The organism is Methylobacterium sp. PvR107 (genome assembly GCF_017833295.1).
Taxonomy (GTDB): domain Bacteria; phylum Pseudomonadota; class Alphaproteobacteria; order Rhizobiales; family Beijerinckiaceae; genus Methylobacterium.
Genome location: NZ_JAFIBW010000001.1, coordinates 675,647 through 698,285, shown reverse-complemented (window position 1 = coordinate 698,285; position 22,639 = coordinate 675,647). Strand labels below are relative to the sequence as shown.

24 protein-coding genes are annotated in these 22,639 nt (G+C 70.5%); 12 read left to right on the top strand and 12 right to left on the bottom strand.

The annotated features are described in order from the left end of the window. Positions 1-249 precede the first annotated feature (249 nt). From JOE48_RS03125 to JOE48_RS03115, 3 genes are all read left to right on the top strand, one after another. A complete protein-coding gene (locus tag JOE48_RS03125; protein ID WP_210027371.1) occupies positions 250-1,377 on the top strand; it encodes an L-talarate/galactarate dehydratase in 1,128 nt (375 codons plus the stop codon). A gap of 338 nt (positions 1,378-1,715) precedes the next feature. Beyond that, positions 1,716-2,486 (top strand): Bax inhibitor-1/YccA family protein, encoded by a 771-nt coding sequence (locus tag JOE48_RS03120; RefSeq protein WP_210027369.1) that lies wholly within the window; start codon positions 1,716-1,718, stop codon positions 2,484-2,486. 95 nt (positions 2,487-2,581) lie between these two features. Further along, positions 2,582-3,475, top strand: a complete 894-nt coding sequence (locus tag JOE48_RS03115; RefSeq protein ID WP_210027367.1) for a dihydrodipicolinate synthase family protein — start codon at positions 2,582-2,584, stop codon at positions 3,473-3,475. 157 nt (positions 3,476-3,632) lie between these two features. Here the strand turns inward: JOE48_RS03115 and JOE48_RS03110 are convergent, their stop codons facing one another. Then, positions 3,633-4,007: a DUF2794 domain-containing protein gene (locus JOE48_RS03110; protein WP_210027364.1), complete on the bottom strand. Its 375-nt coding sequence runs from the start codon at positions 4,005-4,007 to the stop codon at positions 3,633-3,635. Between the two features lie 356 nt (positions 4,008-4,363). Between JOE48_RS03110 and bluB the strand changes: the two genes are divergently transcribed. Beyond that, a complete protein-coding gene (gene bluB / locus JOE48_RS03105; RefSeq protein ID WP_210027356.1) occupies positions 4,364-5,002 on the top strand; it encodes a 5,6-dimethylbenzimidazole synthase in 639 nt (212 codons plus the stop codon). A gap of 36 nt (positions 5,003-5,038) precedes the next feature. On the opposite strand, the gene glyS is transcribed toward bluB, so the two are convergent. From glyS to JOE48_RS03090, 3 genes are all read right to left on the bottom strand, one after another. Then, complete coding sequence (gene glyS / locus JOE48_RS03100; RefSeq protein ID WP_210027341.1) at positions 5,039-7,138, bottom strand: glycine--tRNA ligase subunit beta; 2,100 nt, start codon at positions 7,136-7,138, stop codon at positions 5,039-5,041. A 51-nt stretch (positions 7,139-7,189) separates the two neighbouring features. Then, positions 7,190-7,633, bottom strand: coding sequence for a DUF3828 domain-containing protein (locus JOE48_RS03095; protein ID WP_210027339.1), 444 nt, complete (start codon positions 7,631-7,633; stop codon positions 7,190-7,192). 226 nt (positions 7,634-7,859) lie between these two features. Beyond that, complete coding sequence (locus JOE48_RS03090) at positions 7,860-8,768, bottom strand: glycine--tRNA ligase subunit alpha (RefSeq protein ID WP_210027336.1); 909 nt, start codon at positions 8,766-8,768, stop codon at positions 7,860-7,862. 164 nt (positions 8,769-8,932) lie between these two features. Here JOE48_RS03090 and JOE48_RS03085 point away from each other — a divergent pair, with 164 nt between their 5' ends. Together JOE48_RS03085 and JOE48_RS03080 are read left to right on the top strand one after the other, a co-directional pair. After that, entirely contained in the window at positions 8,933-9,391 is a 459-nt protein-coding gene (locus JOE48_RS03085; RefSeq protein ID WP_210027334.1) for a GNAT family N-acetyltransferase, read from the top strand. A 143-nt stretch (positions 9,392-9,534) separates the two neighbouring features. Then, positions 9,535-9,813: a hypothetical protein gene (locus JOE48_RS03080; protein ID WP_210027332.1), complete on the top strand. Its 279-nt coding sequence runs from the start codon at positions 9,535-9,537 to the stop codon at positions 9,811-9,813. Positions 9,814-9,828: 15 nt separating this feature from the next. On the opposite strand, the gene JOE48_RS03075 is transcribed toward JOE48_RS03080, so the two are convergent. After that, positions 9,829-11,433 (bottom strand): Na+/H+ antiporter, encoded by a 1,605-nt coding sequence (locus JOE48_RS03075; RefSeq protein ID WP_210027330.1) that lies wholly within the window; start codon positions 11,431-11,433, stop codon positions 9,829-9,831. Positions 11,434-11,944: 511 nt separating this feature from the next. Here JOE48_RS03075 and JOE48_RS03070 point away from each other — a divergent pair. After that, positions 11,945-12,454, top strand: a complete 510-nt coding sequence (locus tag JOE48_RS03070) for a L,D-transpeptidase (protein WP_210027328.1) — start codon at positions 11,945-11,947, stop codon at positions 12,452-12,454. Positions 12,455-12,819: 365 nt separating this feature from the next. Here the strand turns inward: JOE48_RS03070 and JOE48_RS03065 are convergent, their stop codons facing one another. Beyond that, on the bottom strand, positions 12,820-13,128 hold the full coding sequence (locus tag JOE48_RS03065) for a cupin domain-containing protein (RefSeq protein ID WP_210027319.1): 309 nt from the start codon (positions 13,126-13,128) through the stop codon (positions 12,820-12,822). 59 nt (positions 13,129-13,187) lie between these two features. Next, positions 13,188-13,409, bottom strand: a complete 222-nt coding sequence (locus tag JOE48_RS03060; protein ID WP_210027317.1) for a DUF1674 domain-containing protein — start codon at positions 13,407-13,409, stop codon at positions 13,188-13,190. A 57-nt stretch (positions 13,410-13,466) separates the two neighbouring features. Between JOE48_RS03060 and JOE48_RS03055 the strand changes: the two genes are divergently transcribed. From JOE48_RS03055 to JOE48_RS03040, 4 genes are all read left to right on the top strand, one after another. Next, positions 13,467-14,858, top strand: coding sequence for an RsmB/NOP family class I SAM-dependent RNA methyltransferase (locus JOE48_RS03055; RefSeq protein ID WP_210027315.1), 1,392 nt, complete (start codon positions 13,467-13,469; stop codon positions 14,856-14,858). Positions 14,859-16,130: 1,272 nt separating this feature from the next. Beyond that, positions 16,131-18,158, top strand: coding sequence for a threonine--tRNA ligase (thrS, locus tag JOE48_RS03050; RefSeq protein ID WP_210027308.1), 2,028 nt, complete (start codon positions 16,131-16,133; stop codon positions 18,156-18,158). A gap of 342 nt (positions 18,159-18,500) precedes the next feature. After that, complete coding sequence (locus tag JOE48_RS03045; RefSeq protein ID WP_210027293.1) at positions 18,501-19,469, top strand: diguanylate cyclase domain-containing protein; 969 nt, start codon at positions 18,501-18,503, stop codon at positions 19,467-19,469. Positions 19,470-19,824: 355 nt separating this feature from the next. After that, the gene (locus JOE48_RS03040; protein WP_210027279.1) at positions 19,825-20,118 is read left to right on the top strand and encodes a hypothetical protein; all 294 of its coding nucleotides are present in this window, start codon (positions 19,825-19,827) and stop codon (positions 20,116-20,118) included. A 36-nt stretch (positions 20,119-20,154) separates the two neighbouring features. Here JOE48_RS03040 and JOE48_RS03035 read toward each other — a convergent pair whose 3' ends face one another. From JOE48_RS03035 to JOE48_RS03015, 5 genes are all read right to left on the bottom strand, one after another. Next, positions 20,155-20,583 (bottom strand): hypothetical protein, encoded by a 429-nt coding sequence (locus tag JOE48_RS03035; RefSeq protein WP_210027271.1) that lies wholly within the window; start codon positions 20,581-20,583, stop codon positions 20,155-20,157. Positions 20,584-20,681: 98 nt separating this feature from the next. Next, complete coding sequence (locus tag JOE48_RS03030) at positions 20,682-20,915, bottom strand: DUF6894 family protein (RefSeq protein ID WP_210027270.1); 234 nt, start codon at positions 20,913-20,915, stop codon at positions 20,682-20,684. A 117-nt stretch (positions 20,916-21,032) separates the two neighbouring features. Continuing rightward, a complete protein-coding gene (locus JOE48_RS03025; protein WP_210027268.1) occupies positions 21,033-21,284 on the bottom strand; it encodes a hypothetical protein in 252 nt (83 codons plus the stop codon). Between the two features lie 52 nt (positions 21,285-21,336). Beyond that, positions 21,337-21,522, bottom strand: a complete 186-nt coding sequence (locus JOE48_RS03020) for a hypothetical protein (protein ID WP_210027266.1) — start codon at positions 21,520-21,522, stop codon at positions 21,337-21,339. Positions 21,523-21,556: 34 nt separating this feature from the next. Next, positions 21,557-21,763 (bottom strand): hypothetical protein, encoded by a 207-nt coding sequence (locus JOE48_RS03015; RefSeq protein WP_210027264.1) that lies wholly within the window; start codon positions 21,761-21,763, stop codon positions 21,557-21,559. A 339-nt stretch (positions 21,764-22,102) separates the two neighbouring features. Here JOE48_RS03015 and JOE48_RS03010 point away from each other — a divergent pair, with 339 nt between their 5' ends. Next, positions 22,103-22,570: a MucR family transcriptional regulator gene (locus JOE48_RS03010; protein WP_210027254.1), complete on the top strand. Its 468-nt coding sequence runs from the start codon at positions 22,103-22,105 to the stop codon at positions 22,568-22,570. Positions 22,571-22,639: the final 69 nt, after the last annotated feature.

Genomic DNA, 22,639 nt, shown 5'->3' with positions numbered 1-22,639 from the left:
ATCGTTGCCAGCTCGCCGTCCTTGCGAGCGGAGCGAAGCAATCCAGACGGCGCCACGCTCTGTGGAGTCGCGCTACACTGGGTCACTTCGCTCCGCTCGTGATGACGGAGCGGGTCCGTCGCCCGGAAGGCGTATCGGGCCATCGATGCTGATCCTGGATCGAGCCATTCAGCCTTCGGCTTGGACAGGATCGATCTGCCCGATCATGAATGCGTGTCGGCTCAACGCCGCCGTGTCGCGAGGCAGACCATGGATGAGACCGTCACCGGGATCCGGCTCCGCTCGGTCTACCTGCCGCTGAAGACCCCGATCAGCGACGCGAAGGTGCTCACCGGCCGCCAGAAGCCGATGACCGAGATCGCGATCCTGTTCTGCGAGGTCGAGAGCAGCGCCGGCCATCGCGGCCTCGGGATCAGCTATGCGAAGCGGGCCGGCGGGCCGGGCCAGTTCGCCCATGCGCGCGAGCTCGCCCCGGCCCTCATCGGGGAGGATCCGAGCGACATCGCCAAGGCCTGGGACAAGCTCGCCTGGGCGGGCGCCTCGGCCGGCCGCAGCGGCCTTGCGGTCCAGGCGATCGGCGCCTTCGACGTCGCCCTGTGGGATCTCAAGGCGAAGCGGGCCGGCCTGTCGCTCGCCAAGCTCCTCGGGGCGCAGCGCGACGCGGTGCGCTGCTACAACACCTCCGGCGGCTTCCTGCACACCCCGCTGGAGGCGTTGCTGACCAATACCGACGCCTCTCGGGAAAAGGGCATCGGCGGCATCAAGCTGAAGGTCGGCCAGCCCGACGGGGCCGAGGACATCCGGCGGGTGACCCGCGTCCGCGAGCATCTCGGCGACCGCTTCCCGCTCATGGTCGATGCCAACCAGCAATGGGACCGGCCGACCGCCCTGCGGATGGGCCGGACCTTCGAACGCTTCAACCTGATCTGGATCGAGGAGCCCCTCGATTGCACCGACGCCGCAGGCCACGCGGCGCTCGCCGCCGCCCTCGACACGCCGATCGCCACCGGCGAGATGCTGACGAGCGTCGCCGAGCACTGGGACTTCATCCGGCAGAACGGCGCCGATTTCCTGATGCCCGACGCGCCGCGCGTGGGCGGCATCACGCCCTTCCTCAAGGTGGCGGCACTCGCAGAGTTCGCCGGGCTGACCATCGCGCCGCATTTCTCGATGGAGCTGCACATCCACCTCGCCGCCGCGATGCAGCGGGAGCCCTGGGTCGAGCATTTCGAGTGGCTCGAGCCGCTGTTCAACGAGCGCCTGGAACTCAAGGACGGGCGTATGGTGGTGCCGACCCGGCCCGGCCTCGGGATCTCCTTGAGCGAGCAGGCCTTCGCGTGGACGCGCGAGAGCGCCGGATTCGGCAGCCTGGCCTGAGGCGACCGGCATCCGGCGCCTCTGCGGTTACAAGGCGGTCCGACGCCGCGGCATTCGGAAGCTGTTAAGACTTTCCTCTAAGCCTTCGAACTGGCTCGGGCCGGCAACCGGAAGTCGAAATACCGGCCACAATGTCGGAGATGCATTTTAATCCCCGGCGCGATGGACAAAATTACATCCTCCGGACACGGAAAACACGAACCGCAACCGTGGCCGGGGACTTGTGTCGCGGACGCGGGCGCAACATATTCCCGGTCGAGGCGCCAGCCTGGCGCCAGAGGTCCTGCGTGGGCCTCGCCCGAACACCACGCTGAGAGAGCCTCCGCAAGGAAACTCCCATGGCATTCGAAAACAGTCCCTTCCGGTACGGCGCCCAGCAGCCGACGGGCTACGCCGGCACCCAGGTCGAGGTCGACCAGGGCCTGCGCACCTTCATGCTCGGCGTCTACAACAACATGGTCATCGGGCTCGGCATCTCCGGTCTCGTCGCGCTCGGCCTGAACATGGCGTCGGTCGCGGCCTACCAGGGTACGCGCCCGGTCCTGACCCAATTCGGTCAGACCCTCTACCTCAGCCCGCTGAAGTGGGTCCTGATGCTCGCCCCGCTGGCGTTCATCTTCGTCTTCTCGATGCGGATGGACCGCATGTCGGCCTCGTCGGCGCGGACGATGTTCTTCGCCTTCGCGGCGGTGATGGGCGCCTCGATGTCCTCGCTCCTGCTGGTCTTCACCGGCGGCAGCGTGGTGCAGGTGTTCTTCATCACGGCGGCGGCCTTCGGCTCGCTCAGCCTCTGGGGCTACACCACGAAGCGTAGCCTCTCGGGCATGGGCTCGTTCCTGATGATGGGCCTGATCGGCATCATCCTCGCGTCGCTGGTGAACATCTTCTTCGCCTCGTCGGCCCTCCAATTCGCCATCTCGGTGCTGGGCGTGCTGATCTTCGCGGGGCTGACCGCCTACGACACCCAGAAGCTCAAGGAGATGTATCTCTACGGCGGCTTCGACGGTGAGATGGCGGCCAAGATGTCGGTGAACGGCGCCCTGACGCTGTATCTCGACTTCATCAACATGTTCCAGTTCCTGCTCAGCCTGATCGGCGATCGCCGCTAGGCTCCAGAGACTGAGCGTTGCGAATTGCCCCGGCGGGAAACCGCCGGGGTTTCTTTTTGTCTGGCCGCCGCGTTCGGATGCGCTAGGCTCGGACCATGCGCGCGATTGCCGGCCTCTCCGCCTTCCCGATCACCCCGAGCGATGCCGACGGCCGGGTCGACGCCGACGCCCTGCGCCGGCTCCTGGAGCCGCTGGCGGCGGCCGGGATCGATTCGATCGGCCTGCTCGGCAGCACCGGCACCTACGCCTACCTGTCCCGGGACGAGCGACGCCGGGCCGTCGCGATCGCCGCCACGGCGGTCGGCGGGCGCGTCCCGCTCCTGGTCGGCATCGGCGCCCTGCGCACCGACGAGGCCATCCGCCTGGCGCAGGACGCGCGGGCGGCGGGGGCGGATGTCGGGCTCCTCGCCCCCGTCTCCTATACGCCGCTGACCGAGCCCGAGGTCGAGGCGCATTTCACCGCGGTGGCGGAGGCGGGCGGCCTGCCGCTCGTCCTCTACGACAATCCCGCGACCACGCATTTCCGCTTCTCGCCGGACCTGATCGGCCGGATCGCGCGCCGGCCCGGCATCGTGGCGGCCAAATGCGCCGCACCGGAGCCAGCCCATGCCGCGGCCGGGGTCGCGGCCCTGCGGGCGGCCGTCCCGGCAGGCTTTCCGATCGGCTTCAGCGGCGACTGGAACGTGACCGAGGCCCTGATCGCCGGCGGCACGGCGTGGTTCAGCGTGGCCGCGGGCCTGTTTCCGAAGCGCTGTCTGGCGATCGTCCGGGCCGTCGAGGCCGGCGACGTGGATCGGGCCCGCAGCCTCAATGCCGAGCTGGAACCCCTGTGGACGCTGTTCCGGACGCATTCCAGCCTGCGGGTGGTCTACGCCCTGGCCGATCTCATGGGCCTGTGCCGCGCCGAGCCGCCGAAGCCGATTCGCCCTCTGGCGCCCGAGGTGGTGGCCGAGATCGCCCGGACCGTCCGGCACCTATCCCTGTCCTGAGCATCCGCGTTGCCCCCGTCATTCCAGGGCCGCGCAGCGGAAGCCGGACCTGCGCCCGGCACCAGGCCTTGCTCCGTCGATGCGTCCGAATTCCGGGCGCGCCTGCGGCGCCCCGGGATGCCGGCGTCGAGCGCCTCTCAGCCGCGCCTGCGAGCGGTCAGACCGGCCGGGGCGCCGGCTCCAGAACGGCGATCACGCGGGCGAGGTCCGTCCCGCGCTTGAGGACCTGGCCGCTGGCGGCGATCACCGCATAGGCGCCCTGGCGGCGGGCGAGCTTCGGGTCCTTCTCGATCCGGTAGAGCGGCATCTCGGAGGCGCGGCGGTAGATCGAGAACACCGCCTTGTCGCGGCGGAAATCGAGGGCGTAGTCGCGCCACTCGCCCGCGGCGACCTGCCGTCCGTAGAGATTGAAGATCGTGCGCAGCTCGTCCCGGTTGAAGGCGACCTGCGGAGGAGCCGCGCGGGCAGGGAAGGGAATGACATGGCCCGCCGCTTCGTCGGGCCTCGGCCCGGCGCTCGTCCGTTCGGTCATCTTGGCTCCCGGGAATCGTTCCTTTGCCGGATGATGGGCCTCACCGCAGCGGCCCGCAAGAGTGGCCGCGGCCGCGACGTCCGTGTCACACAGGACACGCCCAAGCGACAAAAAACACGGTTCTGCCCGATTCACGCCTTTTGCGGGCCGCGTTGCAACGACACAACAACCGCTGAACCTCGCCGGGTTTTGCCCGGCCGGCGCCCGAGACCCAGCTCCCCAGCCCTCGGTCGCCGTTCGGGATCCCAGGATCCGGCACTCCGAGGTTTCGAGACCCAAGACTTCAGGCCGCCCCGACCGGGCGGCCTTTTTTCTGGTTCCGGTCCGACCGGCGTTGCGGGTATGCCATCGGGATCATGGGCCCGCCCGCCTTCGACGACGCCTTCCTGCACGACCTCGACGCGCTGTTCGCGTGGCGCCGCGACGTGCGCCGCTTCCGGACGGATCCGGTCGCGGAGGCGCCGCTGCAGGCCTGCCTGGCGGCGGCGCACCGGGCGCCGTCGGTCGGCAACAGCCGCCCGTGGCGCTTCGTGCGCGTCTCGGATCCCGCTCGGCGCGCCGCCGTCGTGGAGAGCTTCGGCCGCTGCAACGCCGCCGCGGCAGCGGGCTACGATTCGGACCGCGCCGCGCAGTACCGGACCCTCAAGCTCGCCGGCCTCAAGGAGGCACCGGTGCATCTCGCGGCGTTCTGCGACGTCGTCACCGAGACCGGCCTCGGCCTCGGGCGCGCGAGCATGCCGGAAACGCTGGCCTATTCGGTGGTGGGGGCGGTGCAGTGCTTCTGGCTCGCGGCCCGCGCGCGCGGGCTCGGCGTCGGCTGGGTCTCGATCCTGGAGCCGGCGGCGGTCACGACGATCCTGGCGGTGCCGGAGACGTGGCGGCTCGTGGCCTATCTCTGCGTCGGATACCCGGTTGAGGAGCATCTCGACCCGGAGCTGGAGCGCCACGGCTGGCAGGCGGAGGACCGGCGGGGCTGCACGCTGGTGGAACGCTGAGGCCGCGCTCCCCGGCGCCCGTCCGACAGGACGGTCTCACCCCTCGATCTTCGCGAACTCCGCCACCGCCCGCGTCGCGGCGCGCAGCGCGTTGAGCAGCAGCAGGCGGTTCTCGCGGAGCTTCGGATCGGGCGCATTGACGGTCACGTCCTGGAAGAACGCGTCGACCGGCGCACGCAGCGTCGAGAGCGCCTGCATGGCGCCGGCGAAATCCTCGCGGGCCACGGCCGCCGAGGCGGTGTCCCGCGCCTTGGCCAGGGCCGCGCCCAGCGCCCGCTCGGCCGGCTCGCCCGCGGCGGCCAGGGCGGTGTCGGGCTCGGCGTCGTAGGCGCGGCCGTCCTTCTTCTCCTCGATGCGCAGGATGTTGGCCGCGCGCTTGTAGCCCGCGAGCAGGTTTTTTCCGTCCTCGGTGTCGAGAAATGTCCCGAGCGCCTCGACCCGGCGGACCACCATCAGCAGGTCGTCCTGGCCGGGCAGGGCAAAGACGGCGTCGATCAGGTCGTGGCGGGCACCCTGGTCGCGGAGATAGACCTTCAGGCGATCGGCGAAGAAGGCGAGGAGGTCCTTCGCATCCGCGCCGGCCCGGCCGGCGAGGCCGCGATCCGCCGCGCCCACCTGCTCCAAGAGGCGCAGGCGCAGGCCGCGGTCGAGGATCAGCCGGATCACACCCAGAGCCGCCCGGCGCAGGGCGAACGGGTCCTTGCTCCCTGTGGGCTTCTCGTCGATCGCCCAGAACCCCGCCAGCGTGTCGAGCTTGTCGGCCAGCGCCACCGCGATCGAGACCGGGTCGCTCGGCACCCGGTCGGAGGGGCCGAGCGGCTTGTAATGCTCCTCGATGGCCGCGCAGACGCTGTCGTGCTCGCCCTGGAGCGCCGCATATTTGCGGCCCATCAGCCCCTGAAGCTCGGGGAACTCACCGACCATCTCGGTGACGAGATCGGCCTTGGCGAGACGGGCGGCACGCCCGGCCAGCGCCGGATCGGCCCCGACCCGCGGCGCCAGGTCCTGCGCCAGGGCGGCGATGCGCGCGATCCGCTCGCCCTGCGTGCCGAGCTTCTCGTGGAAGACGATGCTGTCGAGCTTGGGCAGGCGGTCTTCCAGGCGGGTCGCCTTGTCGGTCTCCCAGAAGAACTTCGCGTCCGAGAGGCGCGCCCGCACCACGCGCTCGTTGCCGGCAGTGATCGCCAGCCCGCCGTCGGTGGCGAAGAGGTTCGAGACCAGGATGAAGGCCGGCGCCAGATCGTCCGAGCCGCCCTTGCGCAGGACGAAGCACTTCTGGTTCGCCCGGATCGTCGCCCGGATCGCCTCGGCGGGGATGTCGAGGAAGGACTCGTCGAACGAGCCCATCAGCACCACCGGCCATTCCACGAGGCCCGAGACCTCGTCCAGCAGACCCTCATCCTCGACGAGGTCGAGGCCGCGGGCGAAGGCGAGGTCGCGGGCATCGTGCAGGATCACGTCCTTGCGCCGCTCGGGGTCGAGGATGACCCTCGCCCGCTCCAGGGCCTGGATGTAATCGTCGAACCGCCGCACCTCGATCGCCTCGGGCGCGAGGAAGCGGTGGCCGTAGGTCGTGGTGCCGGCCGCGATCCCGCCGACCGAGAACGGCACCACCTCCGGCGTCTCGGTCTCCGGCCCGAAGGTCGCGACGATCGATTGCAGCGGGCGCACCCAGCGTAAGGAGCCCGGCTCGGCCGAGGCCGCGCCCCAGCGCATGGATTTCGGCCAGGGGAAGCTCTTGATGATCTCCGGCAGGAGCTCGGCCAGGACGTCGAGCGTCTCGCGGCCGGGACGCTCGATCACCGCCAAGTAGAATTCGCCCTTCTTGGGATCGGTGACGGTCGTGGCCTGATCGAGGCTCGTCAGCCCAGCACCCTTCAGGAAGCCCTGGATTGCCGCCTCGGGGGCGCCGACCCGCGGGCCGCGGCGCTCCTCGCGCACCGCCTCGCCCCGGGCGGGCAGGCCGGCGATGTGGAGCGCCAGCCGGCGCGGGGTCGAGAACGCCTTGGCGCCCTCGTACAGGAAGCCGCGCGCCACCAGAGCATCGGTGACGAGCTTCTTGAGATCCTCCGCCGCGCGCCGCTGCATGCGGGCGGGGATCTCTTCCGATCGGAGTTCGAGCAGGAGGTCGGGCATGGCGCGGCCATATCGCCGCGCCGCACACCTGTCGAGGGCCGGGGACCCGCCTCAGCGCGCCTCGCCCTTGAGGATGGTCGAGAGCTGCCACTTGCGGTCGCCGATCGCGTGGGCGTCCGACACCTTCCAGCCGCCATCCTCGCGCACGAGGTCGTAGACGATCGCCTTCGAGCCGTCGCCGCCCTTGCGCTCCACCGTGACCTTCGCCTGGTCCTTTCCCTCGGTGGCCTCCTTGAAGGCCAGGCTCTTCACCGTGTCGGGCTTCAGGGGCTCGCCGTTGAGGCGGTAGTCGAAATCGAGGTTGCCGGTGGCGCCGTTGGCCTGCTTCGCATCGGCATCGAACAGGCTCTGGAGGCGCTTCGAATACACGGCGGAGTGATTCGGGTGCGGCTCGGCGTAGAGCTTCTTGACCACGGCCTCCGGGCCCGGATCGGCCGCCAGCGCGGGGGCGAGGCCGAACCCGAGGAGGCTGAGGGCGAGGATCGTCTTTTTCATCACGAGGTTCCCGCGTCTGCGGACGCGCCGGAGCGCGCCGGTTGGCGGGGGTTGCAACGCGCGAGGGCTCAAGGGGCTCCGCGATAGGGGGGCAGCTCCGTCATCGCGAGCGAGCGCAGCGACCCAGGGTCGCGCCACGCCACCGAACAGGGCGCCGCCGGGTTGCTCCGCTCGCAAAGACGTGACGCGCGAATTCCGCGACGCGCATTGCCGTGGTCGGAGCGCCTCACGCGCCCCCGGCCGCCGTCCTCAGCCACGCGGCCCCGCAGGCCTTGGCCAGGTCCCGGACCCGCAGGATGTAGCTCTGGCGCTCCGTCACCGAGATCACGCCGCGCGCGTCGAGCAGGTTGAAGACGTGGCTCGCCTTGATGCACTGGTCGTAGGCCGGCTGTGCCATGCGGTGGCGCTCGCCCTCCGCGGACGGCGCTCCCGCGTCGAGATAGGTCCGGCAGGCGGCCTCCGCGTCGGTGAACTGCCGGAACAGCATGGCGGTGTCGGCCGTCTCGAAGTTGTGGCGGGAATATTCCTGCTCGGCCTGCAGGAACACGTCGCCGTAGGTGATCCGGTCCGGGCCCTCGGCGCCGTTGAAGTCGAGGTCGTAGACGTTCTCGACGCCCTGGACGTACATGGCCAGCCGCTCCAGCCCGTAGGTCAGCTCGCCCGCCACCGGCGCGCACTCGAAGCCCGCGACCTGCTGGAAGTAGGTGAACTGCGAGACCTCCATCCCGTCGCACCAGCATTCCCAGCCGAGACCCCAGGCGCCGAGCGTCGGGCTCTCCCAGTCGTCCTCGACGAAGCGGATGTCGTGGAGCGTCAGGTCGACCCCGATGGCGTTGAGCGAGGCGAGGTAGAGCTCCTGCAGGTTGGGCGGGTTCGGCTTCAGGATGACCTGGAACTGGTAATAGTGCTGGAGCCGGTTCGGGTTCTCGCCGTAGCGGCCGTCCTTGGGCCGGCGCGAGGGCTGGACATAGGCCGCCTTCCAGGGCTTCGGGCCGAGCGCCCGCAGGGTCGTGGCCGGATGGAAGGTGCCGGCGCCGACCTCCATGTCGTAGGGCTGGAGGATCACGCAGCCCTGCGCCGCCCAGAATTCCTGAAGCGTCAGGATCAGACCCTGGAACGATTTTTTCTGGGACATGGGTGTCGGAGGCTCGGGCTCGCGCGGCGGCTCGGGCCGCTGGCGGGCCGGTTTAGGTGCGGGCGGGCGGGGGTGCAAGGCGAAGGGCGGATGGCGAGCCCCTCGGGTTGCACAGGCGGGGCGGATGGTGGTCCGTTCCCGCAGGACCACGACCGGAGGAACACATGGACAGCGGCACGGCCGGCATCGCGATTCGCCCGATCGGACCCGGCGACCGGGAGGCGTGGTGGCCGCTCTGGCGGGGGTACCAGACCTTCTACAAGATCGACCTCGCGACGGAGGTCACCGACACCACCTGGAGCCGCCTCAACGACCCGGCCGAGCCGGTCGACGGCGCGCTGGCCTGGCGGGGCCCCGAGGCGATCGGCCTCGTCCACCATATCCGCCACCGCTCGGCCTGGACGATCGGCGACTATTGCTACCTCCAGGACCTGTTCGTGGCCGACGGAGCCCGGGGGCTCGGGATCGGCCGGCGGCTAATCGCGCATGTCTACGCGGCGGCCCAGGCCGCCGGCTGCTCCCGCGTCCACTGGCTGACGCACGAGACGAATACCGACGCGATGCAGCTCTATGACCGGATCGCGGAGAAATCGGGCTTCGTGCAGTATCGCAAGATCATCTGAACACCGGCTTCCTGCGTGCGGCGCGACACCCAAGCGTGGCGGTTTTCGGGCAATAGCTGGAACCGTCAAGCCTGCGGCCAAGTTATCGCGGCAACAGGGGATATCGGCACCTCAGCGCTGCCGAACACGTCGGAAGATCAGTCATGCGCACGGCTCGCACCGTTAACGACTTCGGCCGCAAGAACATCGCCGTCTTCGCCGCACTCGCCATCTCGTCCTTGGTCGCCACGCCGTTCGTGATGGGCGCCAGCCGCGCGCTGGCCACGTCGGAGGACCAGCCGGTCGCCGCGACGCTCCGGGTCCAGCCGGTCGAGGTCGCTCCCGTGGCGACGGCCGCGAAGGCCGAGGGTCCCTGCCTGCGCAAGGTGCGGGTGGTCTATGGCGGCTACGGCCAGACGGCGGATGGCTGCGCCGCCCATTGAGGGCCGTGGCTCGGTCTAGCCGTGGGCCGGGGCGCTCCCGGCCAGACGCGTGAGGTGGAGTTCCTCCAGGTCGATCTCCGCCTCCAGCTGCCGCAGCACCGAGCTGTGGATCCGGTTCTCCCGATGCAGGCCGATCAGCGCCGACCGGCCTGACCGGACCGCGAGCAGCGCGGCGGCGAAATGCGCGCTCTTCTCGGTCGCCAGGGCCTTCCGTTCGTCGCGGTCCCGGGACGTGGCCCGGACCCGGCGGCGATACTCCTCCACGAGGCGCGGGTGCTGCAGCGCGCCGGTCTCGGGAAACACCAGCCCCTCAAGGGCGCCGAGGCCGGCCTCGTTCACGACAACGCGGGCCATGGGCGCGTCGAGGTGGCCGTCGGGCAGGTGCGCCGTGGGATCGAGGCGCAGCCGCCGGATCAGCGGGCCCAGGGTCGTGCCCTGCACCAGCACGGTGAACAGGATGACCACGAAGGCCGCGATCAGGATCGCGTCGCGGCCCGGGAAGTCCGCGGGCAGCGCCAGCGCCGCCGCCAGGGTCACCACCCCGCGCATGCCGGCCCAGCCGAGGATCAGCGGTACGGCCGGGCTCGTCGGCGGCTCCTGCGCCCGCAGCCGGGCCGAGAGGAGCCGCCGCAGGTAGACGGCGGGGAACACCCAGAGCAGGCGGGCGGCCACGCAGGCCGCCGTGACGGCGAGCGCGAGCGGCAGCGCCGCCGAGAGCGCGCCGACCTCGCCGCCGGTCCGGGCCAGCACGCCGCGGAGCGCCAGCCCGATCAGCACGAAGACCAGGGCCTCCAGCACGAACACCACGAATTCCCACACCGCCACGGAATGGCGGCGGGCCTGCGCGTCGAAGGTCTCGTGCTCGCGGCCGCCCATCATCAGCCCGCAGGCCACGACAGCGAGCACGCCTGAGGCGTGCATCTCCTCGGCCGACAGGTAGGCGCTGTAGGCCGCCAGGAAGCTCAGCACCGTGATGGCATTGGCGTCCTGCAACCGCCGCATCACGGCATTCACCGCCAACCCGCAGGCGCACCCGACCGCGACGCCGGCCACCGCCAGCCACGCGAAGCTGCCGGCCGCCGCCCAGGCGCTGAAGCTCCCCGTGAGCGCGGCCGCCACGGCGAAGCGGTAGAGGACGAGACCGGAGGCATCGTTGACGAGGCTCTCGCCCTCCAGGACCGTGGTCATCCGGCGGGGCAGGGCGACGCGGGCGAGCACCGCCTTGGCAGCCACGGCGTCCGGCGGCGAGACGATCGCGCCGAGCGCGAAGCAGGCGGCCCAGGGCAGGGCGGGCACCATCGCGTGGGCCACGAGCCCGACCACCAGGGTCGTGAACAGGACCGCCCCGAGCGACAGGGACAGGATCGGGCTCAAGCTCGCCCGGAAGTCGCGCCAGACGGTGAAGTAGGCCGATTCGAGCAGGAGCGGCGGCAGGAACAGGACCATGATCAGGTCCGGATCGAGATCGAAGGCCGGCAGGCCCGGTGCCACCGCCAGCGCCATGCCGCCGAGGACCAGCGCGGCGGCCGGCGGGAAGCCGAGACGCCCGGCCGCCAGCGACAGCAGCAGGGCCGCGCCGAGAAGGCCCAGGATCAGCTCGAACAGGGCGACGGATGTCATGGATCGACCGGTCTCGGCGCCGGAACTCCGGCAAGCGCGACTGTTCTAGGCCGGTTCCGTCACGGCTGGATACCCGAAGCGCGACCGCGTCCCGAGGGGCCGGCGCCCGCAGGGTGCGCAGGAGCTTTGCAGCGCGCACCGCGATCCCCGGCATCCTCCTTCGAGGCCTCCGCTCCGCTGCGGCGCCAGTCCCGGCGATCCCCGGCAACGTGCGGCAGGCCCACCGGCGGGTCTGCCGCACGGATTTCGCTGCCTCCGCCCGAGCGACGGGGCTGCGAACAGTTCAAACAAGTCTCCGATGGATGAACGCCGCCGAGATCTTTGAACCATCCCGAGAAAGCAATTCTTATCCGACGACGCTCCGGTCGCGCCCCGTCGATTTACGTTGCTCCTTTACCGTTCCCTGCAATTTCAGGGACCGACGGGTCATCAACCATAGCTTTTCCTGGAACGACAAGCTCGACCATGGATTACTGGGGCGCAGACGCTCTTGCCGGTCGAGGAACAGGTCATGTCGGGTCGGGTCGCGGCTTTATTCGGAGTGGCCGGCGCGGTGCTGGCGGGTTGTTTCGGCACGGCGCAGGCGCGCGAGATCGTGCCGTTCCAGAACAGCGTCGAGCCGGGCTCGATCGTGATCAGCGTGTCGCAGCGCAAGCTCTACCTGGTGAACGGCGACGGGACGGCGATCCGCTACCCCGTGGCGGTGGGCCGGCCCGGCAAGCAATGGTTCGGCACCAAGCCCATCGACGGGAAATACGTCGCCCCCGCCTGGTCGCCCCCCGCCGAGGTGCGGCGCGACAACCCGCGCCTGCCGAATCTCATCGCCGGCGGCTCGCCGCACAACCCGATGGGTGCGGCGGCCATGACCCTGGCGGGCGGTGAATACGCCATCCACGGCACCAACCGGCCGGGCTCGGTCGGTACCTACGCGTCCTATGGCTGCATCCGGATGTTCAACCAGGACGTCGTCGATCTCTATGCGCGGGTCGATGTCGGCACACAGGTCTACATGACCCACTGAGATGTGCGCGCGATCGGAGGATCGGCGGGCACCGTGCCGGACGATGTGAGCCAGGAGAAACATCTCGTTGATGGAGGCCCGAATGTCAGGTCGTCTGCTCGATCGGGCCGGGTGGCACACCACCAAGAAACACGTGGTGCCTGCCAAGATCACCCGTCTGCCCTTGCCGGCCCGCGCTCCCCGAACGCAAACCGGCGAAGCGGGGCAAAAGGGTCCGCGGGAGCCGTAGGTCGGATTGACCGACCGACATCGTCCTCGGAGGCCGGCACACCCGCTGCACACCCGAGGTCCGCACTCAGCGATACAAGGATCTGGCAGAGGTGTGCCGGCAGCTTCGGCTACCGGCCCATGAGATCCGGCCGTGTTCAGCCGGCCGGCGGGGCCGTGGCCTCGACGGCCGTGAAGGTCTCCAGGATCCGGTAAGTGTGCTCGGCCCCGGCCGGGACGCAGTACGAATCGCCGGCCGCCAGTTCCACCGTCTCGCCGCGGATCACCAGCTCGGCCCGCCCGCTGATCACGTAGCCCACGGTCTCGTGGGGCGAGGTGGTCATCGGCTTGTCGGCGTTCGGCTCTTCGGCCCGCCACATCCGCATCCCGAGCCGCTCGCCCCGGGCCAGCGGGATCTCGCCATGCGGCCCCTCGGCCGCGCCCCGTGCCGATACCTTCGTCGCCATCGCCTGGTCTCCCTGTCGGTCAGCCAGGGGAACGGCCCTTGGGCCGCGGCGTTCCGGCTTCAGAAATCGACCGCGAGGCCTTTCACCTCCCAGTCGTCGTAGCGGACCGGCTCCAGGCCGCCGCGGCCCAGGCGCTCGGGTCGGGCGCTGATCTCGGCAGCGCGCGCGTCGATCGCGGCGCGGCGCTCGGCCGCCTCGGCCAGGGCGCGCTCCGCCGCCGGGCTGAGGGTGCGGCGCGCAGGGCCGGCTGCCTTCGGGTCGTGTCCGTTCGGGTCTTGCATCGCGCTCGCTCGGGTGTGAGGGCGTGGATCGGAATAGAATTCGGCTCGGGAGAAGAAGTGGCATCGCGGGACACAGGCCGCAACACGCGGGACAGGACTTCGGCACGGGGCACGGGGGCCGGCACGGCAGGCCCCGATGCGGCCGGCCTCGGCGCGCGCCGCGCGGCGCAGCAGGCGGTCGCCGCGCTGATCGGCCAAGAGCGGCCGCCGGCGCTCGACGAAGCCCTCGCCCAGGCGATCCGGTCCGAGGCTCTGGCGCCCGCGGATGCCGGGCTGGCGCGGGCCATCGCGGTCGCGACCTTCCGGCGCTACGGGATGATCCGCGCGGCGCTCGCCGCCCGGCTGGAGCGCGGGCTCCCCGTGGCCAAGCCACAGCTCACGGCCTTGCTGGCCACCGCGACCGCCCAGATCCTCGACCTCGCGGTCCCCGACCATGCGGCCGTCGACCTCGCGGTGCGGCTCGCCAAGGCGGACAGCCGCACGGTGCATCTCGCCGGCCTCGTCAACGCGGTGCTGCGCCGGATCGCCCGGGAGCGCGACGCCATCCTGAGCGGCGCCGACGCGCTCTCCACCAACACGCCGGACTGGCTCGCCCGCCGCTGGCACGCGGCCTACGGGCCGGAGCGCGCGGGCGCCATCGCGCAGGCCCATCTCGCGGGGGCGGCGATCGATCTCACCCTCTGCGGGGAACCGGGGGACTGGGCCGAGCGGCTCGGCGCCGTGACGCTGCCCACCGGCTCCCTGCGCCTGCCGGAGAACGGGCCGGCGATCCCCGAGCTGCCGGGCTTCCAAGAGGGCGCATGGTGGGTGCAGGATGCCGCCGCGGCGATCCCGGCCCGGCTGCTCGCGCCCGGACCGGGCACCCGCGTGCTCGACCTCTGCGCCGCACCCGGCGGCAAGACCATGCAGCTCGCCGCCGCCGGGGCGCACGTCACCGCAATCGACCGCTCTGCGCCGCGGCTGGAGCGCCTGCGCGAGAACGTCGCGCGGCTCAGCCTCGCCGTCGAGATTGCGGTCGCCGATGCCCTGACGCTCGAGGGCCGGGATCACGATGCGGTGCTCCTCGACGCCCCGTGTTCGGCCACCGGCACGATCCGGCGCCACCCGGATGTCGCCTGGACCAAGGCCGAGACCGATATCGCCCGGCTCGCCGCGCTCCAGACCAGGCTCCTCGACCACGCGGCCGGGCTGGTGCGACCGGGCGGCCGTCTCGTCTACTGCACCTGCTCGCTGGAGCCGGAAGAGGGCGAGGCGCAGGTCGCGGCGTTCCTCGCCCGCGACGCACGGTTCGTACGCGTGCCGGTGCGGCCCGAGGAGGTCGGTGGCGCCACTGCGCTGATCGATGCCAACGGCGATCTGCGGACCCTGCCGTGCCACCTGCCCGAGGTTCCGGGCGCCCGCGGCGGGCTGGACGGCTTCTTTGCCAGCCGGCTGCAGCGCGCGGGGTGAGGCTCGCACGCCCGCATCTCCAGATCGGGAAACGGCGCGATCCTCGTTCTGGGGGATCGTTGCCGCCGCGTCCCCCCGTCATCCCGGGGCCGCGCAGCGGAACCCGGGATCCGGAGCCGAGGGCGGCGCGCTATCCTGGCGCGGCGGCGGCGCTCGGCGGCCCGCCTCCGGCGTGCCCCCGCGGGTCCGGGCCCGCCTGCGGCGCCCCGGGACGACGATGCGGGGCGTGATCCACACCGGCTGCACGGCGACGGGCATGACCGCTCTTGACAATATTCCTATTCTGTGCTTCCTAGCCGCACCTGCCCACGGCGGTTCGGGAGCGATCCCGGGGCGTCCTTCATGGGTCCCGTGCGGTGGCTGACCGGGCGGGTCCGGGGGTGGGGCGGCGCCCGCGTCGGTGGCTTTCAGCCGCCATCGCCCCGGGCGGCGTGCCCGGTACGGGGCGTGTCTCGGTGGCGGGCGTGAGACCGGGCGGCCCTTGGCCCGGCGGGGGCGGAAATGCCCCCGCGCCGACCAGCGTCTGGGCCGACCCCACGCATCCTGCGGATCCGCCCACGACGAGGCGGGCGAACGGCTGGAAGGCCACGGAGAGTGATAGCGGGTTCCGGAGGCGCGTGCGCCTCGCCTGAGACCGCTTGGCAGGCCGGCGCAGGACCGGGACGTCGCACAGACGCCGCGACGAGAAAGACGGCATCGGCCGGGGACCATGCCCGGCCGATGCCGCGGGCGCCGCGGGGATCGGATCCCGCGCGTTGACTGGCCGACACCTGGGTTCCCGCGGCGTCCCGCGTCCCCTGTGGTCGCTTCTTGGGCCATGCCCCCGGCGCCAAACGGCGCGCGGGGACGATCGCGCATGGCGGGAGGGGCCCTGCCGGTTCCGCCACCCGCGCCGTCGTTCCGGGGCGCCGCAGGCGGGCCCGGACCCGGACGGGCAGGCCGGGGGCGGGCAACCCAGAGAAGCCGGCGGTGCACGCCCTTGCCGCCTCGGCGGGTCCGGATCCCGGGCCCCGCCGCGCGGCCCCGGGATGACGGGGCGGTACGGGGCGGGCGAGGATGTGACGCGGCGACCGCATGAGCCGCCTGGTCGCGCGCAGCGCCCCGGGATGGCCCGACATGCGCAGAGCCGATGGCCCACAGCGTGAGGACAGGCTGAGGCCAGGGACGCGCGGCGCGGCCGTTCCCTCATCGAAAAAATCGGTCTACACGGCCGCTCCCTCGAAACCGCTTACCTGCCCCGTATGCAGGACTGAGCCCGGAGACGCTTGAACCATGCCGATCCTCACCTTCCCCGACGGCAATACCCGCAAGATCGCCGCCGGCACCACCGGCCGCGCCGTCGTCGAGGGCATCGCCAAGTCGCTGGCCAAGCGGACCGTCGCCATGGCGCTCGACGGCACGGTCGCCGATCTCGACGATCCGATCGACCGCGACGCCCGCATCGAGTTCCTCGACCGCACCGATCCGCGCAGCCTGGAGTTGATCCGGCACGATTGCGCGCATGTGCTCGCCGAGGCGGTGCAGGCGCTCTGGCCGGAGACGCAGGTCACGATCGGCCCGGTGATCGAGAACGGCTTCTATTACGACTTCTACCGCGAGACCCCGTTCACGCCCGAAGACTTCCCGAAGATCGAGGCGAAGATGCGCGAGATTGTTTCGCGCGATGCTCCGTTTACCAAGGAAGTCTGGAAGCGCGAGGACGTGCGCGCCCTGTTCGCCGGCAAGGACGAAAAATTCAAGGTCGAGCTGGTCGACGCGATCCCGCCGGGCGAGGATCTGAAGATCTATCGCCAGGGCGAGTGGTTCGACCTGTGCCGCGGCCCGCACATGACCTCGACCGCCAAGGTCGGCACCGCCTTCAAGCTGATGAAGGTCGCGGGCGCCTACTGGCGGGGTGATTCGAACAACCCGATGCTGACCCGCATCTACGGCACCGCCTGGGCGAACCAGGCTGATCTCGACGATTACCTGCACCGGCTGGAGGAGGCCGAGCGCCGCGACCACCGCCGGCTCGGCCGGGAGATGGACCTGTTCCACTTCCAGGAGGAGGGGCCGGGTGTCGTGTTCTGGCACGCCAAGGGCTGGACGATCTTCCAGGAGCTGATCGCCTACATGCGCCGGCGCCTGCGCGGCGACTACGCCGAGGTCAACGCCCCGCAGATCCTCGACAAGGCGCTGTGGGAGACCTCCGGCCACTGGGGCTGGTACCGGGAGAACATGTTCGCCGCCCAATCGGCCGGCGAGGAGGCGGAGGACAAGCGCTGGTTCGCCCTCAAGCCGATGAACTGCCCGGGCCACGTGCAGATCTTCAAGCACGGCCTGAAATCCTACCGCGACCTGCCGCTGCGGATGGCCGAGTTCGGCATCGTCCACCGCTACGAGCCGTCCGGCGCCATGCACGGGCTGATGCGCGTGCGCGGCTTCACCCAGGACGACGCCCACGTCTTCTGCACCGAGGACCAGCTCGCCGACGAGTGCCTGAAGATCAACGACCTGATCCTCTCGACCTACGCGGATTTCGGCTTCGACCAGATCGTCGTGAAGCTCTCGACCCGGCCCGAGAAGCGCGTCGGCTCGGATGCCCTCTGGGACCATGCCGAGGACGTGATGACCCGGGTTCTGGCGCAGATCGAGGAGCAGTCGGCCGGCCGGATCAGGACCGCGGTGAACCCGGGGGAGGGCGCGTTCTACGGGCCCAAATTCGAGTACGTGCTGCGCGACGCCATCGGCCGCGACTGGCAGTGCGGGACCACGCAGGTGGATTTCAACCTGCCCGAGCGGTTCGGCGCCTTCTACATCGACGCCGACGGCGCAAGGAAGCCGCCCGTGATGGTCCACCGGGCGATCTGCGGCTCGATGGAGCGCTTCACGGGCATCCTGATCGAGCACTTCGCCGGGCATTTCCCGCTCTGGCTGGCGCCCGTGCAGGTGGTGGTGGCGACGATCACCGGCGAGGCCGATCCTTACGCCCGGGATGTCATCCGCACCCTCGCGCGCGCGGGCCTGCGGGTCGAGGCGGATCTGCGCAACGAGAAGATCAACTACAAGGTCCGCGAGCACTCGCTGGCCAAGGTGCCGGTGTTGCTGGCGCTGGGCAAGCGCGAGGCCGAGGAACGGACGGTCTCGATCCGGCGGCTCGGCAGCCAGCAGACCCGCACGCTGCCGCTGACCGAGGCTGTGGCGGCCTTCGTCGAGGAGGCGACCGCGCCGGACCTCCGCCGGGCGCAAGCCGTGGCCGAGACGGTCCCGACCAGCGACACGGTGCTCGACGGGCATCATGTCGAGCAGAACGCTCCCTGACCGGTCTTCAGGTTCGGGACCTGCCGGACGGAGGCGAAGTCTCGACTCGGAAGCAGTCACGGTCGGGATTTCGCGGCCCTTGGCGCGCGAAATCTACCCTAGATCGTACGACTCAACCCGGGAGCGGCCTGCCCGAGCAAGACCTTGATGGAGCTGGCGCGCGCGGCCGCGCCGTCGCAACTTCGCGATCCGGGGCGAGACCTTGTTCTATCGCTGAACGCTGCCCGCTATCGTCAAGGTTGGCGAAAGGATTCCCATTCTATAAGCCGCCGAGATTGGTTTCCGGTCGGGTCTCGACCGGCTGGCGCGGGCCGGACCGGCACCGCGCATGAGGGGACGGTCATGGCGGCGCGAGCGGACCGGGTTGCGTCGAAGCCGATACGGCGCGCGGGGCGACGGCTCCGCGCGCCGCGCGAATCGGCGTTCGGTCATGCCCGGCGTCTCGGTCCCGGGCTGGTCCGCGCCCTCGACAGCCTGCCGCACGGGCTCTGCGTGTTCGACGCCGCCGATCGGCTGCTGTTCGTCAGCGCGGGCTTCCGGCGTCTGTTCGGACAGCGGGCCCAGCGGATCCGGCCCGGCATGCATGCGCGGGATGTCGGCGCGTTGAGCGCGGTCGCGGACCTGCGCGGGGCACCAGGCCGCTCCGGACTGCAGACCCTTCCCGACGGGCGTCAGGTCGCGCTCACGACCCACCCTCAGGCGGGGGGTGGCTGGGCGGTCCTCGTCGAGGAGGTGACCGAGCGCCGCCGGGCGGAAACGCTCCTGCGCTACATGGCGCATCACGATCCCCTCACCGGATTGCCCAACCGCTACCGGTTCGCGGCCCGCCTCGACCATGCGCTCGACCGTGCTCCTGCCGGTCCCGGCATCCGCCCCTGCGCCTTGCTGTGCATCGATCTCGACGGCTTCAAGCCGGTGAACGACCGCTACGGCCACGCCCTCGGCGATGCGCTGCTGCAGCAGCTGGCCGGGCGGCTCCAGCAGGAACTCGGCGAGGCCGACCTCGCCGCGCGCCTCGGGGGCGACGAATTCGCGATCCTTCTGGGCGGCGCAGCGCCGCCGCAGGCCCTCGCCTTCGCGCGGCGCCTCCACGTGCGGCTTGCCGAGCCCTACGATCTCGGGGCCGGGGCACCGATCCGTGCCGCGGCCGCCATCGGTATCGCCTGCGCGCCGCTGCACGCGACCCGGGCGAAGGCCCTGGCCGAACGGGCCGACGCGGCGATGTACGAGGCCAAACGGCGCGGTCAGCCCTGCCTCTGGGACGTCGCGACGGTTCTCGGCACCCTGGCGGGCGCAGCGTCACAGCCCTGACCTGTCAGGTGTGTCGCGGAGCACACCCGGCCCGAATGCTTGCGCTTATGTCGTCTCCACACCGCGACGACAGACACGCCGTGAATGGGGACTTCCGATGAGCCGGACAAACCGCGTCACCCTGGCCGCTACCCTGATGGGCGGCGTCATCGCCCTGACCCTGTACGCCCAGAGCCTGTCGCTGCCGGCGCATTTCACCTGACCGAAGACCCGAGCGCTTGGCTTCCCGGTCGGAATCGACACCGAGGCACCCCCGGGCCGCACCCGATGGGGCGCGGCGTTACGAGCGGTTGAGGACGCAGGGCGAGCGCGATACCGCCACGCGAGCCGCGCCCGAACACGCCCGGAGGGATGCATGATCCGTCTCGCTGCCGCCCTCGCACTGGCCGTCGTCACCGCCGGCGCCGCCGCGCAGGAGCGGGTCTCCACGCGCAACCTCAGCTGCACGGCGCTGAAGGCCCGCGTCGCCCATGATCAGACCGTCATCCTGGCGCGGAGCGAGACGGCCTACGAGACCGTCCATCGGGATTCCGGCGCGTGCCGGCAGGACGAGACCGGCGTGCCGGCCTTCGAGCCATCCGCCGACATGCCGAACTGCCTCGCCGGGTGGCGCTGCACGCAGCGCAACAGCGACAGCGGCCAGCGCTGACGCTGAAATCCCGCGGGGACGGGCCGCGTCGCCGGCTCAGCGCGCTTTCTCGTGCTCCCCGAGACCGACGGCCTTATAATCGTAGGTGGGATAGAACTCCGTCCGGTACGGCCCCCAAGCGGTATCCTCAAGGACCCGGTTGATTTCCCGGAGCCGCGTGGCGGGCAACCGCAGCGTGATGATCTGCCCGATCCCCATGACGACGTTCCACGACACGACCTCGATTCCCGGCGGCGGGAACGCCTTGTAGAAGCCCTGCTTGGCGAGTTGCTCATTCAGCTCGGCCAGCGGGCGCGACTGGTCGTGACGCAGGAAGACCGTCAGCAGAATGGCGTTGTCGGCGGTCGCCGTCGCCGAGCCGACCTGCGGCGCCGCAGTGGTCTGGGCCGTCGCCGCCGTGTCTACGGCACAGAGCAGCACGAGGGCCGCCGCGAGTGGCTTGAACGCAGGGGGTGAACGTCGCATCCGATCTCCTCAGCCGTGCGCCTACGCCGGCGCAGCGTCAACGCAGACGCGCTTCGCGCTATCCCGGCGGCCTGCCCGTTTCGATGGCGGCGACGCGCTCAGCCTGGTTCGACGTCGTAGGAGAGGCGCAGGCGCAGGCGGACCGCACCCTGATCGTCGCGCACGGCGATGACGTAGTCCTGACGCTCATGGGGATCTGCCAAGCCCTGCGCCAGGCGAGTCATCATCCGGACCGCCTGCGCCCTTGCCGCAGCGAGGTCCGGGAGGTCGACTCCCTTATGGTCGCGCACGAGATTGGCGCCGTCGTGAAGATCGATGAAGTAGCGGGGCACAGGCTTCGGCTCGACAGGCTCTTATGCCCGCAGAAATCAGTCTAGGTTGTTTCTACGTAGTTTCTGTTGGTCGACAATCAGGGGGCAGCGATGCCGCATGAGGAACCGGAGGGCTTGTCAGCCGCGTTGAAACGTCCCGACGGAATCGTCCGGGATGTTGCCGAACTGGCCAAGGATCGGCACGCCTTCGATCTCACTGGTTTCATCATCGGCAACGACTTCCTCGCCGCCGCGACCGGAAGGCGTGCGGCGCGCCTCGGCCTTCTTGAGAGCAACAAATTCGATCTGGGCAGGCTCCTGGTGGGCTGGCCGCAGGCGATTCCGGTGCATCGCGAACGGTTGCAACACGAAGCTGGTCTTCAGGATCATGTCGATCTCCTCCGGGCGGCCGGCGGTTCCGACCCGACGGGAGCACCGTCGGTCACAGGCTGCGGGTGGTGACCCCGAGCGCCAACAGGACATAGGCGCCGAGGAAGAACCATTGCCGATGTGCGACCACCGTCCGTCCGACCATGGGGATCCGGGTGTAGAGGCTGGCGACGGCAAGGCCGATCAGAACGATCGACACTAGAAAGGTGAGGAGGCGCGGGGCGGAGAGCGTAGGCATGAGGCATGCTCGCGCCGACAGGTTTACCGAACCGTTACCGGTCGAGCCCGGGGACGACGGGCCGGGTCTCAGTGAGCGGTCCCTTCGATCCGGGAAGCAGGCCGACCTCGGCCAGCCACAGGGCCATGATCGCCCCCGCGATCAGCGTGGCCAGTGAGGCCAGGCGGCCGGTCCATCGGCGGAGGATGATCATCGCTACGAGGACGGCCACGAGGGCGAGAAGCAGCGCAAGCAGGAGCATCGCCGGGCCATGCCACGACTTGGCCTCCGCGTCACCGCGCGCGCGGCATCCGGACGGCGCGACCGGGCAGGGCACAGACCTCAGCGTATTCGCCCGGCAGGATCGCTGACTTTAGGTGATGCAGCCTCCCGGCTCCGCACCGTGAAATGTCGTGCCTCCGACACAGATCCGCATGCGGGTGCACAAGGTCTCGGCATCGATTGCCAAAAATACCCGCCCGCGGCTCGCGCCAAGCATGCCAATCATGCGCAGAATGCCACCCGCAAAAGGGTTTTGTAACTTGCATTCATCCAACAAAAGTAGCAAATCGCCCGTGAGGGGCACACTAGGAATCTTGAAGTGACAGAAGAAACCATCGGGCCCGACACCAACTTCATCGAGCTGGCCGGCGATATCGTGGCTGCCTATGTGTCGAACAATCCCGTGCCGGTTGCCGAGCTGCCGGCCCTGATCACGCGCGTGCACGGCGCGATCGCCGGTCTCGTCTCCGGCACCCTGACCGCCGATTCCGGCGCGACCGCGCAGGCCGATGTCGAGAAGCCCAGCGCCGCCCAGATCCGCAAGTCGGTCCGCCCCGACGGGATCGTCAGCTTCATCGACGGCAAGACCTACAAGACGCTCAAGCGCCACCTGACCAGCCACGGCTTCGACCCGCGCAGCTACCGCGACCGCTACGGCCTGCCGGCCGACTACCCGATGGTCGCCCCGAGCTATGCCGAGCAGCGCTCGGCCCTGGCCAAGGCAATCGGCCTCGGACAGCCCGGCGCCATGGCCGAGCGCGAGCGCAAGGGTCGCAAGGCCGCCTGAGGGCCGCCCGTCTCCGGGGCACCCCGTCACAGAACCGTCCCGCGCGGCGCTGCGACGGGGTGCCCGGCC

Bases quoted from the DNA above. Each gene is read 5' to 3' on its own strand.
- JOE48_RS03125 (WP_210027371.1), top strand. From the start codon at position 250: ATGGATGAGACCGTCACCGGGATCCGGCTCCGCTCGGTCTACCTGCCG.
- JOE48_RS03120 (WP_210027369.1), top strand. From the start codon at position 1,716: ATGGCATTCGAAAACAGTCCCTTCCGGTACGGCGCCCAGCAGCCGACG.
- JOE48_RS03115 (WP_210027367.1), top strand. From the start codon at position 2,582: ATGCGCGCGATTGCCGGCCTCTCCGCCTTCCCGATCACCCCGAGCGAT.
- JOE48_RS03110 (WP_210027364.1), bottom strand. From the start codon at position 4,007: ATGACCGAACGGACGAGCGCCGGGCCGAGGCCCGACGAAGCGGCGGGC.
- bluB (WP_210027356.1), top strand. From the start codon at position 4,364: ATGGGCCCGCCCGCCTTCGACGACGCCTTCCTGCACGACCTCGACGCG.
- glyS (WP_210027341.1), bottom strand. From the start codon at position 7,138: ATGCCCGACCTCCTGCTCGAACTCCGATCGGAAGAGATCCCCGCCCGC.
- JOE48_RS03095 (WP_210027339.1), bottom strand. From the start codon at position 7,633: ATGAAAAAGACGATCCTCGCCCTCAGCCTCCTCGGGTTCGGCCTCGCC.
- JOE48_RS03090 (WP_210027336.1), bottom strand. From the start codon at position 8,768: ATGTCCCAGAAAAAATCGTTCCAGGGTCTGATCCTGACGCTTCAGGAA.
- JOE48_RS03085 (WP_210027334.1), top strand. From the start codon at position 8,933: ATGGACAGCGGCACGGCCGGCATCGCGATTCGCCCGATCGGACCCGGC.
- JOE48_RS03080 (WP_210027332.1), top strand. From the start codon at position 9,535: ATGCGCACGGCTCGCACCGTTAACGACTTCGGCCGCAAGAACATCGCC.
- JOE48_RS03075 (WP_210027330.1), bottom strand. From the start codon at position 11,433: ATGACATCCGTCGCCCTGTTCGAGCTGATCCTGGGCCTTCTCGGCGCG.
- JOE48_RS03070 (WP_210027328.1), top strand. From the start codon at position 11,945: ATGTCGGGTCGGGTCGCGGCTTTATTCGGAGTGGCCGGCGCGGTGCTG.
- JOE48_RS03065 (WP_210027319.1), bottom strand. From the start codon at position 13,128: ATGGCGACGAAGGTATCGGCACGGGGCGCGGCCGAGGGGCCGCATGGC.
- JOE48_RS03060 (WP_210027317.1), bottom strand. From the start codon at position 13,409: ATGCAAGACCCGAACGGACACGACCCGAAGGCAGCCGGCCCTGCGCGC.
- thrS (WP_210027308.1), top strand. From the start codon at position 16,131: ATGCCGATCCTCACCTTCCCCGACGGCAATACCCGCAAGATCGCCGCC.
- JOE48_RS03045 (WP_210027293.1), top strand. From the start codon at position 18,501: ATGGCGGCGCGAGCGGACCGGGTTGCGTCGAAGCCGATACGGCGCGCG.
- JOE48_RS03040 (WP_210027279.1), top strand. From the start codon at position 19,825: ATGATCCGTCTCGCTGCCGCCCTCGCACTGGCCGTCGTCACCGCCGGC.
- JOE48_RS03035 (WP_210027271.1), bottom strand. From the start codon at position 20,583: ATGCGACGTTCACCCCCTGCGTTCAAGCCACTCGCGGCGGCCCTCGTG.
- JOE48_RS03025 (WP_210027268.1), bottom strand. From the start codon at position 21,284: ATGATCCTGAAGACCAGCTTCGTGTTGCAACCGTTCGCGATGCACCGG.
- JOE48_RS03020 (WP_210027266.1), bottom strand. From the start codon at position 21,522: ATGCCTACGCTCTCCGCCCCGCGCCTCCTCACCTTTCTAGTGTCGATC.
- JOE48_RS03015 (WP_210027264.1), bottom strand. From the start codon at position 21,763: ATGCTCCTGCTTGCGCTGCTTCTCGCCCTCGTGGCCGTCCTCGTAGCG.